Here is a 12,630-nt window from a genome sequence, read left to right as displayed (position 1 = left end):
TCTCCTCTTAAACGTTCTGCGGGAAGCCCAGGTTGATGCCGCCGTGGCTCGGATCCAGCCAGCGCGTGGTCACGACCTTGCCGCGGGTGAAGAAGTGCACGCCCTCGGAACCGTGCGCATGGCTGTCACCGAACAGCGAGTTCTTCCAGCCGCCGAACGAGTAGTACGCCATGGGCACCGGGATCGGCACATTGATCCCCACCATACCCACCTGTACCTCGTTCTCGAAGCGGCGGGCGGCGCCGCCGTCGTTGGTGAAAATCGCGGTGCCATTGCCGTACGGATTGTCGTTGATCAGCGCCAGTCCTTCGTCGTAGCCCGGCACCCGCACCACCGACAAGACCGGTCCGAAGATCTCGTCCGTGTAGATGGACATCTCCGGCGTCACCCGGTCGAACAGCGTCGGGGCCAGGAAGAAGCCGTCACCCTCGGCGTCCGGCTCCACCGTGCGCCCGTCGAGCACCAGTTCGGCGCCGGCTTCGGCACCTGCCGCGATGTAGCCGGCCACCTTGTCGCGGTGCGCCGCCGTGATCAGGGGCCCCATGTCCGTGCCGCGCAGGCCGTCGCCCACGCGCAGCTTCGCGGTCCGCTCGGCGATCTTGGCCACCAGTTCGTCAGCGACCGACTCCACGGCCACCACCGCGGAGATCGCCATACAGCGCTCGCCGGCGGCGCCGTAGCCGGCGTTGACCGCCGCATCCGCGGCAAGGTCCAGGTCGGCATCGGGAAGCACCAGCATATGGTTCTTGGCCCCGCCCAGCGCCTGCACCCGCTTGCCGGAGGCCGTGCCGCGCTCGTACACGTAGCGCGCGATCGGCGTCGAACCGACGAAGGAAACGGACTTGATCTCCGGGTGCTCCAGCAGGGCATCCACGGCTTCCTTGTCGCCGTGGACCACGTTGAACACGCCATCGGGCAGCCCGGCTTCCTTCCACAGCTCGGCCATCCAGTTGGCGGCCGTGGGGTCCTTTTCGCTGGGTTTCAGCACCACGGTGTTGCCGCTGGCGATCGCGACCGGGAAGAACCACATGGGCACCATCGCGGGGAAGTTGAAGGGCGAGATGATCGCCGCCGGCCCCACCGGCTGCCGGACCGAGTGCACGTCCACCTTGGTGGAGGCGTTCTCGGTGTAGCCGCCCTTAAGCAGGTGCGGGATGCCGCAGGCGAACTCCACGACCTCCTGCCCGCGCGACACCTCGCCGAGCGCGTCGTCCAACACCTTGCCGTGTTCGGCGGTGATGATGGCGGCCAGCTCGCCCTTGCGCGCGTTCAGCAGCTCGCGGAAGTTGAACAGGATCTGCATGCGGCGGGCCAGCGACGTGTCTCGCCAGGCCGGGAACGCCGCCGCCGCCACCTGCACCGCTTGATCGACGACGGCGGTGCTGGCCAGGGCGACGCGGGAGGAAACTTTGCCGGTGGCCGGGTTGGTCACGTCGCCGAGGCGGCTGTCGGCCTGCGGGGCCGTGTAGGTCCCTCCGATCCAGTGCTGGATGGTCTGCATGGTGCTCCTTCTCTCGCGGCTTCTCGTTTTGCACGCCCAACCTTCCTGTGAACCGTGGAGGTGTGCGTGGGTCTTCCCCTATCGTCCGGCGCCTCGTGCGCCGGTGCCACTGACACTCTGTCGGAATAACTGCCCTGCGACTTACACTGTGTCAATGCAGCTGAACGTGCGGGATGTACTCGACCTCGAGGTGGTGCGAGCGGGCGGACCCGAAGTCCTCTCGGGCGCCGACGCCTTGGCCACGCCCGTCCGCTGGGTCCACGTGGCCGAGCTGAGGAGCCTGGCCGGCCTGCTGGAGGGCGGCGAGTTGGTCCTGACCACCGGCCTGGCGTTCGAGGACTCCGCCGCCGAAGCGACCCGATACCTCGCCGAGCTGGCAGCGGCAGGGGCCGCCGCCGTCATCGTCGAAATTACTGCCCAGAGACCGCAAGCCGCCGCGGCATTGCGCGAGGCCGGCCGCACCGCCGGCCTGCCGGTCATCCTGGTGACCCGCCGCATCCGGTTCGTGGAGGTCACCGAGGTGGTGCACCGCATGCTGGTGGCCGGGCAGCTGGCGCAGCTGGAACGGTCGCGCCAGGTGCACGAGGTCTTCACCATGCTCAGCTTGGAGAACGCCGCGCCGGAGGAGATCGTTGCCCGGGCCGCCGAACTGATCGGTGCCCCCGTGGTGCTGGAAGACGTGGCGCACCTGGTGCTGGCCTTCGCCACGGCCGGCGTGCCCGCTTCGGAACTGCTCGACGGCTGGGCCGAACGGTCGCGCCTGGTGCACTATCGCGAGGAGACGGTCCGTGCCGGTTCGGCGGGCTGGCTGCAGGCGCCGGTGGGGCTGCGCGGCCAGCGCTGGGGCCGCCTGGTGGTGCCGGTGGCGGGCGAAGCAGGGGGCGGACCGGCGGCGGAACCCCCGGCCGGCGGCGGCCCCTCGCCGAAGGAACCCTTGGCCGGCGGCCGCGCGGCCGCGAATGCCGGAACCGCTGACGCCGACGCCGCCATGGTGCTGGAGCGGGCGGGCCAGGCCCTGACCATCAACCGCATGGCGGAACGGGACCAGCGCGAACTTTCCCACCAGGCCCGCTCCGGCCTCCTGCACGAACTCCGCCGGCCCGGCGCACTGGAAGAGGCCGAAGCCTTGGCGCGGGCGGCAGCCCTGGGGCTGGCGTCGGCTCCGGTCTACCTGCCGGTGGTGTTCCGGTTGGCGCGGCCTGCCGCGGAAGAACCGATCGAACTGCAGCGGCGGGAACGGGCGCTGTTGGACCTGCTCAACAGTGTCGCCGCGGCCGCCCGGGTGTCGGCGCTGGCCGCGAGCCTGCAGGCCGGCTCCATCGGGCTGCTGGTCTCCGTGCCGGCCCGGCAGCTGGAGGACCCCGTGCTGGAACGGCTCTGCGGCCAGCTGGCCGAGCAGACCAGCGCCGACTGGACCGTGGGGGTTGGCCGCGGCCGGCCGGAGCTGCTGGCCGCCGCGGCGGGGATGGACGAAGCGGCACATGTGGCCGAATCCGCGGCCGGGCTGGGCACCGGAAAACGGTTCTACCGCTCTGCCGACGTCCGGATGCGCGGACTGCTCTCCCTGCTGCGCGACGACCCGCGCGTGGCCGCCTTCGCGGACGCCGAACTCGCCGCCATCGCCAACGACCGCGACGCGCTGGACCTCCTGCAGCGGTACCTGGAGGCCGGCGGCAACAAGGCCCGGCTCGCGCGCGACGGTTACCTCAGCCGCCCCACTCTTTATGCCAGGCTGGCCCGCCTGCAGGAGCAGCTCGGCGTCCCGCTCGACGACGCCGAGTCGCGGGCTTCGCTGCACGTGGCCCTGCTGCTGCACAGGATGCGCGGCTGACCCGAGACGGCAGACAGCCGGCGAGGATGAGCGCCGGCCCCTTGCCGCCGGAGACCGGCCCCTTGCCCCCGGCCCCTTGCCCCCGGACCCTTGCCACCGGGCGCCGACGGGCCGATATGGTGGAGGCATGAGCCAGAGCAGCGACACGGCAGAGTTCAGCACCAAGGGCGCCTACATCCAGGGCGGCGGGGAATTCGACCGGGACACCAACTACATCGAGGACCGGATTGTCGCCGATCCCGAGGCGGTCCGGGCCTCGAACGGTCCCACCGGCGGCACCATCGGCAACCCGAACGGCGGCCTCGGCGAAGGTGCCACGGCCTGGCCGGTGGAGGCCGGCCGTTATCGGCTGGTCGCCGCCCGTGCCTGCCCCTGGGCCAACCGAGCCATCATTGTGCGGCGCCTGCTCGGGCTGGAGGACGCCATTTCGCTCGGACTGCCCGGTCCCACCCATGATGCCCGCTCCTGGACCTTCGACCTGGACCCCGACGGCCGCGACCCGGTCCTCGGCACCGAGCGCCTGCAGGAGAACTACTTCAAGCGCTTCCCGGACTACCCGCGCGGCATTACCGTGCCGGCCATCGTGGACGAGGCGAGCGGCGCCGTCGTCACCAACGACTACCCGCAGATGACGCTGGACTTCTCCACCGAGTGGAAGGATTACCACCGCGAGGGCGCGCCGGACCTGCTGCCCGCCGACAAGCTCGACGAAATGCAGCCGGTCATCAAGCGGATCTACACGGAGGTCAACAACGGTGTGTACCGCTGCGGGTTCGCCGGCTCGCAGGAAGCCTACAATGTGGCGTACGACCGGCTCTGGGTGGCTATGGACTGGCTGGAGGAGCGCCTGACCAGCCGGCGCTACCTCATGGGCGACACCATCACCGAGGCAGACGTCCGACTCTTCACCACGCTGGCCCGCTTCGACGCCGTCTACCACGGCCACTTCAAATGCAACCGGAACAAACTGGAAGAAATGCCGGCGCTGTGGGGTTACGCCCGCGACCTGTTCCAGACCCCGGGCTTCGGCGACACCATCGACTTCGTGCAGATCAAGCAGCACTATTACATCGTGCACGAGGACATCAATCCCACCAGGATCGTCCCGCAGGGCCCCGACCTCTCCGGCTGGCTGACCGACCACGGCCGCGAGGCCCTCGGCGGCAGCCCCTTCGGGGACGGCACCGCGCCGGGCTTGGTGCGCGAATCCGAACGTGTCACCGCCGGCCACAACCCGCTCTACCCCGCGTAGCCGCTGTGTCCCGCGGGTTGGATGACGACGGCGGTGTCCGCACCGAGCCGCGCACCGCCGTCGGGCGTCCCGGCCGCCGCACCGACCATCCCCGTATTGCCGTCAGCTACGCGCAGACCGCCCCGTCCCATCCCGCCTGGTTCTCGGACGTGCTGGCCGCGCTGGCCCGGCATGCGGCCGCAGGCCTGAAAGCCGCCGGCGCGGACCCCGTCGTCGTGAATTCGGCGTCGGGCCACGTCTTCAGCGCGCTCGACTATGACGGCGTGGTCATCCTGGGCGGCGGGGACGTGGATCCCGCCCGCTACGGTGGCGACACCGACGAAAAAACGGTCCATGGCGTAGACACCGCCGCAGACGAGACCGAGATCGACCTGGTCAAGGGGGCTATCGCGAACGGGCGGCCGGTCCTCGGCATCTGCCGCGGCCTCCAGCTGATCAACGTCGCCTTCGCCGGCACCCTCTTTGAGGATCTGGGCCCGGAATCGTTCCACAAGATCCACCGGCCCCAGCCGCCCATGGCCAGCCACCCGGTGCGGATTGCCCCCGACAGCCTGCTGGCGGCGGCGCTCGGCACCGGCGAAGTCGCGGTCCAGTCCGGCCATCACCAGGCGGTGCGACGGTTGGGGGACCGGCTTCGCGTCGTGGCCACCGCGGCCGACGGCGTGGTGGAAGCGGTGGAACTCGCCCGCCCCGATGAAGGCTGGCTGCTGGCGGTCCAGTGGCACCCCGAAGAACCCGGGTCGCCCGAAGGGCAGTTCCGGGCATTGCTCGAGCCCTTCGTCGAGGCGTGCCGGAAGACGACCGCAGGACTGGGCTGACCAAGGCGGCTGCGGAGCCGGTTGGCGCAGCGGTTGCCCGGGTGGTTGCGGACTGTGCCTCCGCAGGCTCCGGTGGGAACCCGGCAGTAAAGCAGGTCCCGCCGAAGCCGGGAGGGGCCTAAGCCAAGTGCTTCTCGGCGTAGGCCTTCATGGCATCCCGCACGAAAGACGCGCCGGCGCCGCCGCCGTAGTTGGCGCCGAACCGCGGGTCGGCCACGTACATCTCGCCAAGGCCGGTGAAGTAACCGTAGGAGACCTGCTGGCCGCCGTTGGCGCTGGAAAGCCAGTCGAACTGGCGCTGGGCCAACGCCTGCGCCTCCGCGCTGTCGGCGGCGACCCCGGCTTGGCTGGCGGCGACCCAGTCGGCGATCAGCTGGCCGGACCGTTCCGTCCACGCCTTCCGCTCCCCGGCGGACATGCCGCGCCACCACGTCTCGCCCCTGGCGTAGGCGTCCTTGCCCCAGCGTTCTTCGACCTCCTCCTTGTACTGGGTGTGGTCGAATCCGTCGAACATTTCACTGGCCACGAGATCCTCGCCCCTTTCTGTCTTGTCGATGGTGGTCTCAACGGAGGCAATCTGCCTTTCCAGCCGATCACGCTCCTGCAGGAGAAGTTCCAGATGGCCGCGCAGGGCCGCTGAGGCGTCCCGGGCGCCCTCGAACACATTGGTGATCTCCGGCAGCCCCAATCCGAGTTGACGCAGCAGCAGGATGCGTTGCAACCGAAGCAGGGCTCCGTCGTCGTAATAGCGGTAGCCGTTGTGGCCGATGCGGCTCGGTTCGAGCAGGCCCATGTCTTGGTAATGCCGCAGGGTCCTGCTGGTTGTTCCTGCCGCCCTGGCGACCTCCTGGATGGAGTATTCGGCCCGTTCGGCCCGCGGCGCTGTTCCCATGACAACCACTATGAAGGTTGACGTAGCGGCAAGGTCAAGTGGGCACAGGGACGGGATCCTGGCCGTCCGGGATAGCATCGGCACGTGTACTCCGACCGGCCCGCAGATTCTCCCCGAGGCGCCGACGGCGGTGCCCACCCACCCGGCGCGCACAACGCGGCGCACCGCCAAGGCATCCGGATGTCCGGGCCGTTCGCGTTGTCCCTGGCGTTGGTGGCGGGGGTCGGGCTGGCCATGCAGAGCCGCCTCAACAGCCAGCTGGGCATCGAGCTTCGGGACCACGTGGGAGCGGCCCTGGTGAGTTTCGGTACCGGGTTCGCGGCCGTCCTGCTCTTCACGCTGGTGCACCCGTCGGTGCGGGCGAAGTTGCGTGCCGTTCCCGGGCTCCTGCTGCAGCGTGCCTATCCCCGCTGGTACCTGGCGGCCGGCGTCGTCGGCGCCTTCTATGTGTTCGCACAAGCAGCCACCGTCGGGCCGATCGGGTTGTCGCTGTTCACCATCGCCATCGTGTCCGGCCAAATGGCTTCCGGCCTCCTGATGGACCGCTGGGGAATCGGGGCCGGACGGAAAATCGAGGTCAGCGGTGCCAGGTTTGCCGGCGCCGCGTTGGCTTTCCTGGCCTCGCTCGTTGCCGCCAGCGCCCACTTGGGCTCGTCACGTTCCGCGGGGCTGCTCGTACTGTTCATGCTCATCCCGCTGGCGGCCGGGTTGATGCAGAGCGTGCAGCAAGGCGTCTTGGGCCAGATCGGCGCGGCACACGGCAGCCCCGTGATTTCCACGCTGCTGAACTTCGGCGTAGGGACCGTCGCGCTGTTGGCGGTCTGGGCGGTCCAGGCGGTATATACCGGGCGGGCCGACCTGGTGACCGGCGAGTGGTGGTTGTATCTGGGCGGGCCCCTCGGAACCCTGATCCTGGCCGCCGCCACCGTCGCGGTGGCCAGCACCGGCGTGCTGTTGACGACCTTGACGGTGATCGGCGGGCAGCTGGTGGGTGCACTGGTGTTGGATCTCTTCTGGCCATCCGTGGGGAGCGCGGTCGGTCCGCAAACACTGGTGGGCATCGGGCTGACGGGCGCGGGGCTGCTGATTGCTGCCCGTTCCGGCCGCGCCCGCCGTCATCCCGGCCGCGCACGTCAGGCAGGCTGAGCGCCGAAGGTTGGCCGGCCGGTGGGCGGCGCTACCATGGCCCAATGGACGACGGCGGTGCCTCGGTGGGCCCGATGCGCTCGGTCTTCGGAGCGGATCCGGAGAGCCGCGCGGCGCTGGCCGTCCTGCGCATGCTGCGCGAATTGGAGCCATGGCTGCTGCGGAACGACGCCGTCGTCGAGCAGGGGTCCCCGCTGGCGCTGCTGGACGATCGATTCGCCACGGTCCACAGCGTGAGCAGCCTGCTGCGCCAGTCCCTGGCCGCCGCGACCGACAATGTGTTGGCGCTGCGCCGGCTGCTGTTCGAGGAACAGGGGGAGCAGGAGCACCAGGAGCATGGGCAGCACCCGGAGCAGGAGGAGCCGCGGCAGCCCGGGCACCGCGGGACCGCGGCCTACCGCGTGCACACGCACTCGCCGTACTCGCTGGTACGAACGGTCATCGAATGCACCTCCACCGTGCTGTGGGCGCTCCTGCCCGAAGACGGCACTGAGCGGGCGCGGCGCAGCCTGGTACTCATTTCCCGCGACGTCTTCAATGCCGCGTCGTTCTGGGATGCGTATCTCGCCGATCTTTGGCCGGAACGGCATGCCCGGGCGATGGATTACTTCAACGGGCTGCGCCGCGCGGTCAACGGGGCCGCGGAGTCGCTGCAGCTGCCGCCGGTCTTCGCCCACAAGGCCGACGGTTCCTGGGGTTACGCCACCAAGAACCGTACGCAAACCTCCATCCTGAAGGATCTGCGGGAGGAGGATCTGCCGCCGTCGTTGATGTATGTCTGGCAGTTCTGCAGCGGCCATTCACACGGGCTGGAGTGGGCCTCCGCGGAGGGAGCCCGGTACCCGGATCCGTTCACCGAATCCGGCACCGGGGAATTCCGGTCCGGGAGCATGCAGCAGCTGCAGCGGATGTGCGAGGTGTCGCTGGGCCTGGTGCCGCGCGCTTGGGACGTTTTCGATGCGCAGCGCCGGGTGTGGCCCTTGCTCTGAGTCCCGGGAGGAATCAGCGGTAGGAGCGGTGCAGGTTTTCCTTGGTGGAGGCGCCGCCCGGGTGCTCGGAAATCCACGGCCCGGTGCCCTCGGACGGGTCCAGCACGCCGCTTTCCAGCCAGGCGTAGTCGCCCGCCAGCACATGCGAGGCCAGCCTGCCGTCGCTGGCGTCGGAATTACGCCAGAGTTCGCCGAAGAGCCGGTCGATCCGCTGCCTGGACTGCAGGCAGAAGGCGTCGGCCAGCTGGTAGGCCGACCTGCCCTGGGCGGCGTCCCGGCTGCGCAGCATTTCGGCGTGGCTGCAGCAGGCGGCCATGGCAAAGAGCTCGGCACCGATATCCACGATCCTGCCCAAGAAGGCCTGCCGCTTTTCCAACCCGGCCTGCCACCGGCCCATCCCGAGGAATGTTTGCCGGGCCAGTCGGCGGGAGGACCGTTCGATGAACCGCAGGTGCCGGGCCAGCAGGCCGAAATTGTTGTACGACCGTGGATCCATGCCTCGGCCGGCGAGCAACTGGGGGAGCCACCTGGCGTAGAAGCTGCTGGCGCCCAGGGCCGCCTTCGCCTTGGCCTGGGCGCCGGCGTCGGGCGAGGCGAGGTCTCCGGCCGCTGCCAGGTGGGCGTCGACGGCCTCGCGGGCAATCAACAGGTGCATGATTTCGGTAGAGCCTTCGAAGATCCGGTTGATGCGCATGTCGCGGAACGCCTGCTCCGCCGGAACGGCGCGCTCGCCGCGGGCAGCGAGCGATTGGGCGGTCTCGTAGCCCCGGCCGCCGCGGATCTGGACCAGCTCGTCGGCGATCCTGCAGGCGAATTCGCTGGACCACAGCTTGGCCAGTGCCGCTTCAATCCGGATGTCCTTCATCCCGGCATCGGCGAGTCCGGCCGACAACTCAAAGACCGCGTTGAGGGCGAAGGAGCCCGCGGCGATGAAGGCGACCTTCTTGCCGACCGCCTCGTGCTTGCCCACGGGTTTGCCCCACTGCACCCGGGCATTGGACCATTCGCGGGCGATCTTCAGGGACCACTTGCCGTTCGCGGCGCAGAGGGCGGGGATGGACAGGCGGCCGGTATTCAGCGTGGTCAAGGCGATCTTCAGGCCCTGGCCTTCACGTCCCAGGCGGTTGGCCACGGGGACGCGGACGTTGTCGAACCGGGTCACGCCGTTTTCGATGCCCCTCAGGCCCATGAAGGTGTTGCGGTTTTCCACCGTGATGCCGGGGGAATCCGCTTCCACCACAAAGGCGGAGATGCCGCCGCGCTGTCCGTCATGCTCCGGGACCTTGGCCATCACCACTACCAGTTCCGCTATCACGCCGTTGGTGGTCCACAGCTTGCTGCCGTTGAGCAGGTACGCTTCGCCGTCTTCGGTGGGCGTGGCGGTGGTGCCGAGCCGGGCTGGGTCGGATCCGACGTCGGGCTCGGTGAGCAGGAACGCCGTCACGGCCCCGGCCGCGCAGCGGGGCAGGTATTCCCGCTTCTGCTCCTCGGTGCCGAAAACCTTCACCGGTTCGGGAACACCAATGGACTGGTGGGCCGAGAGCAGCGCACCGAGCGAGGGGTGCACGGAGCCCAGCAGCATCAGGGCGCGGCCGTAATAGAGCAACGACAGGCCGAGGCCGCCGTATTCGACCGGGATCTTGATGCCGAAGGCGCCGAGCTTGGCCAGTCCGGCAAGGTACTCGTCCGGGATCTTCGCGTCGCGCTCGATCCGCGCCCCGTCCATGGTGCGGGCATACTCCTCCAGCGTTGCCAGGAACGACTCACCGGCCTCGCGCTCGGACGGAGTCGGCAGCGGATGGGGATGGATCAGTTCCAGCTCGAAGCGGCCCATGTACAGGCCCTTGGCGAAACTTGGCCGGTTCCATTCGGTCTCGCGGGCTGCCTCGGCGAGTTCCCGCGCCTCCCGCTCGCCGGTCTCGGCCGGTCCGGCTGTCCCTGCTTCGGCCGGCAACGGTCCCGCGTCGGGCGCGGTGCCGGCGGGCCCGGCCTTCGTTCCAGCACCGGCGGCGCGGGCGGCAGTTGTCTGGTCGGTCTCGGCGCTCATGGCAGTCCCCTTCGACGCGGGCCTGCCGGGCTCCAGGCCCTGTGCTGTCCCCTCATGTTACTGCCCGGTAGCCCTTTTGCCGAGGGGTGGAGTCGGGATCTCGGGAATATCCGTGAATAACTGAAGCTTCAAGTAATTAGTTATTGCAAGCAACCCCGGGAGCACCATGGACTTTGGCATCTTTACCTTCGGCGAGCTGACGCGAGGCCCGGGCGGCCAGGCGCTGTCGCCCCGCCGGCGCCTGGAGGAACTGGTCCAGCTGGCCAAGATTGCCGACCAGGCCGGCATCTCGTTCCTGGGGCTCGGCGAGCACCACCGCAAGGACTTCGCCATTTCGGCGCCGGAAATCGTCCTGGCTGCCATTGCCCGCGAGACCACCAACCTGCGTCTGGCCACGGCGGTGACCGTGCTGTCCACCCAGGACCCGGTGCGCCTGTTCGAGCAGTTTGCCACGCTGGACCTGCTCTCCGGCGGGCGCGCCGAGATCATTGCCGGCCGCGGCGCCTTCACCGAGTCCTACCCGCTCTTCGGGTACGACACGGCCGACTACGACGGACTGTTCGAAGAGAAGCTCCAGTTGCTGCTGGCCGCCCGCGGACAGGAAAACCTGAGCTGGAACGGCACGTACCACCACAGCATCCGGGGCATGGACGTGTCGCCGCGGCCGCTGCAGGAGAGCCTTCCGGTCTGGGTGGGCGTGGGCGGCACGCCTTCTTCCTTTGAGCGGGCCGGACGCCTGGGGCTGCCGCTGTACCTGGCGCTGCTCTCCGGTCCGCAGCACTTCGTCCGGCACATTGAGTACTACCGGGAATCCGCCGCCGCGCACGGGCACGATCCGGCCACGCTGCCGGTGGGAACGGGAGGCCACTTTTTCGTGGCTCCGACCTCGCAGCAGGCGCGCGACACGTTCTACCCGTACTACCGCGCGTACTTCGAGCAGAACATGCCGCGGCCGGCCGGGCACTTTCCCCGCGAGACCTTCGAAGCCTGGGCGGGCCCGGGCGGAGGGCTGCTGGCCGGTAGCCCGCAGGAAGTGATCGACAAGATCATGGAGCAGTACCAGCTGTTCGGCCACGACCGCTACATGGCCCAGGTGGGCCTGGGCGGGCTGCCGTTCGCGGATACCGCCCGGTCGATCGAACTCCTGGCCACCGAAATCATGCCGGTCATCCAGCGGGAAACACATCCGGCGAAGCAGCCCTAGCGCACCTGGCCCGGGTGTCGGCGACCCCGGCCGCGGCTTGGGTCAGGCGCCGTGCTCGGCGGACTCCGAGTGCTGCAGGAGCGCGGCGGCACAGGCGGCAGGCTGCTCCCAGTGCACCATGTGCCCGGCATCCTGCACGGATACGTGGTGCCAGTGCGGGTGCCGGGCCAAGAAGTCCGCGACCGCGGCGGGCGGCCGGGTGGGATCCCGCGTGCCGGTCACCACCAGGGTGGGAGCGGCCACCAGCTCCGCGACCCCAGGTGCGGCGCCGGCCAGCCCCGCGGGAAGGCTCCGGCGCACGACGTCGGGGTGCCGCCTGAAGGGGGCCCGGAATGTTTCGCGGTCCGCACCCTGCGGTTCGCTGCCGCCTCGGAACCAGGCCCCGATGAGTTCATCGGCGGCAGCAAGGTCCTCTTCCGGGCGGGCCGGCTCCCGACCGAACAGGCGGCTGAGCTTGTCGACGGTTGCCGCGGACGGCGCCACCGGAACCATCCCCACCAAGGTCAGCGACGCCGTCGTCCGCGGGAAGCATGCCGCGATGGTGGCGGCGATGTTTCCGCCCAGGGAGTGCCCGACCCAGTGCACCGGCCCGCTGCCGAAGCGGTCGACCAGGGCCGCGGCGGCGTTCTCGACGGTCCAGTCGAAGCCGGCGGGCAGGCCGCCGCCGTAACCGGGAAGGTCCGGGGCCGCGACGTCGCGGCCGCCGGCGGAGAGCCGGGCGGCCAGCGGTTTCCAGTAGCCGGCGGAGCAGGCCCAGCCGTGCAGCAGGACGATCGGAGGCGTCATGGCTCGATTATGCCCGGCGGGCCAGGCGCCCGCCGGATGACGCGGCGGCGCCGCCGGGGCCGGCCCGAGGCCCGGAGCCAGGGTCCTGCGCCGGCGGCAAATAGGGCAAGAAATCGTTTCTTATTCCCGGCGAGGATAGGTTAGCCTTACTTGAGTCGCTTTTT

General features: G+C 69.6%; 10 protein-coding genes. 6 read left to right on the top strand and 4 right to left on the bottom strand.

Annotated elements, in window-relative coordinates; genetic code table 11:
- Positions 1-7: 7 nt before the first annotated feature.
- Positions 8-1,501, bottom strand: coding sequence for a CoA-acylating methylmalonate-semialdehyde dehydrogenase (locus tag AC5RV3_RS04965; RefSeq protein WP_494121169.1), 1,494 nt, complete (start codon positions 1,499-1,501; stop codon positions 8-10).
- 154 nt (positions 1,502-1,655) lie between these two features.
- Between AC5RV3_RS04965 and AC5RV3_RS04960 the strand changes: the two genes are divergently transcribed.
- The 3 genes from AC5RV3_RS04960 (at position 1,656) to AC5RV3_RS04950 (ending at position 5,402) form a co-directional block, all read left to right on the top strand.
- Positions 1,656-3,332 (top strand): PucR family transcriptional regulator, encoded by a 1,677-nt coding sequence (locus tag AC5RV3_RS04960; RefSeq protein WP_494121168.1) that lies wholly within the window; start codon positions 1,656-1,658, stop codon positions 3,330-3,332.
- Positions 3,333-3,459: 127 nt separating this feature from the next.
- Positions 3,460-4,584 carry a glutathione S-transferase family protein gene (locus AC5RV3_RS04955; RefSeq protein ID WP_494121167.1) on the top strand — a complete coding sequence of 375 codons (1,125 nt, stop codon included), beginning with the start codon at positions 3,460-3,462 and terminating at the stop codon, positions 4,582-4,584.
- 5 nt (positions 4,585-4,589) lie between these two features.
- Positions 4,590-5,402, top strand: a complete 813-nt coding sequence (locus AC5RV3_RS04950) for a gamma-glutamyl-gamma-aminobutyrate hydrolase family protein (RefSeq protein ID WP_494121166.1) — start codon at positions 4,590-4,592, stop codon at positions 5,400-5,402.
- A 118-nt stretch (positions 5,403-5,520) separates the two neighbouring features.
- Here AC5RV3_RS04950 and AC5RV3_RS04945 read toward each other — a convergent pair whose 3' ends face one another.
- Entirely contained in the window at positions 5,521-6,294 is a 774-nt protein-coding gene (locus AC5RV3_RS04945; RefSeq protein WP_494121165.1) for a MerR family transcriptional regulator, read from the bottom strand.
- A gap of 84 nt (positions 6,295-6,378) precedes the next feature.
- Between AC5RV3_RS04945 and AC5RV3_RS04940 the strand changes: the two genes are divergently transcribed.
- Complete coding sequence (locus AC5RV3_RS04940; protein WP_494121164.1) at positions 6,379-7,440, top strand: DMT family transporter; 1,062 nt, start codon at positions 6,379-6,381, stop codon at positions 7,438-7,440.
- A 44-nt stretch (positions 7,441-7,484) separates the two neighbouring features.
- Positions 7,485-8,429 (top strand): thiamine pyrophosphate-dependent enzyme, encoded by a 945-nt coding sequence (locus tag AC5RV3_RS04935; protein WP_494121163.1) that lies wholly within the window; start codon positions 7,485-7,487, stop codon positions 8,427-8,429.
- Between the two features lie 13 nt (positions 8,430-8,442).
- Here the strand turns inward: AC5RV3_RS04935 and AC5RV3_RS04930 are convergent, their stop codons facing one another.
- Positions 8,443-10,476, bottom strand: coding sequence for an acyl-CoA dehydrogenase family protein (locus tag AC5RV3_RS04930; protein WP_494121162.1), 2,034 nt, complete (start codon positions 10,474-10,476; stop codon positions 8,443-8,445).
- Positions 10,477-10,642: 166 nt separating this feature from the next.
- On the opposite strand from AC5RV3_RS04930, the gene AC5RV3_RS04925 reads away from it, so the two are divergent.
- Positions 10,643-11,680, top strand: coding sequence for an LLM class flavin-dependent oxidoreductase (locus AC5RV3_RS04925; protein WP_494121161.1), 1,038 nt, complete (start codon positions 10,643-10,645; stop codon positions 11,678-11,680).
- Between the two features lie 42 nt (positions 11,681-11,722).
- On the opposite strand, the gene AC5RV3_RS04920 is transcribed toward AC5RV3_RS04925, so the two are convergent.
- Positions 11,723-12,466 (bottom strand): alpha/beta fold hydrolase, encoded by a 744-nt coding sequence (locus AC5RV3_RS04920; protein ID WP_494121160.1) that lies wholly within the window; start codon positions 12,464-12,466, stop codon positions 11,723-11,725.
- Positions 12,467-12,630 lie beyond the last annotated feature (164 nt).

It is taken from the genome of Arthrobacter sp. Y3221114, assembly GCF_059092625.1.
Note: the sequence above shows the minus strand (reverse complement) of the source record. Positions and strands in the feature narration are given on the sequence as shown.

Bases quoted from the DNA above. Each gene is read 5' to 3' on its own strand.
- AC5RV3_RS04965 (WP_494121169.1), bottom strand. From the start codon at position 1,501: ATGCAGACCATCCAGCACTGGATCGGAGGGACCTACACGGCCCCGCAG.
- AC5RV3_RS04930 (WP_494121162.1), bottom strand. From the start codon at position 10,476: ATGAGCGCCGAGACCGACCAGACAACTGCCGCCCGCGCCGCCGGTGCT.
- AC5RV3_RS04955 (WP_494121167.1), top strand. From the start codon at position 3,460: ATGAGCCAGAGCAGCGACACGGCAGAGTTCAGCACCAAGGGCGCCTAC.
- AC5RV3_RS04960 (WP_494121168.1), top strand. From the start codon at position 1,656: ATGCAGCTGAACGTGCGGGATGTACTCGACCTCGAGGTGGTGCGAGCG.
- AC5RV3_RS04935 (WP_494121163.1), top strand. From the start codon at position 7,485: ATGGACGACGGCGGTGCCTCGGTGGGCCCGATGCGCTCGGTCTTCGGA.
- AC5RV3_RS04925 (WP_494121161.1), top strand. From the start codon at position 10,643: ATGGACTTTGGCATCTTTACCTTCGGCGAGCTGACGCGAGGCCCGGGC.
- AC5RV3_RS04920 (WP_494121160.1), bottom strand. From the start codon at position 12,466: ATGACGCCTCCGATCGTCCTGCTGCACGGCTGGGCCTGCTCCGCCGGC.
- AC5RV3_RS04945 (WP_494121165.1), bottom strand. From the start codon at position 6,294: ATGGGAACAGCGCCGCGGGCCGAACGGGCCGAATACTCCATCCAGGAG.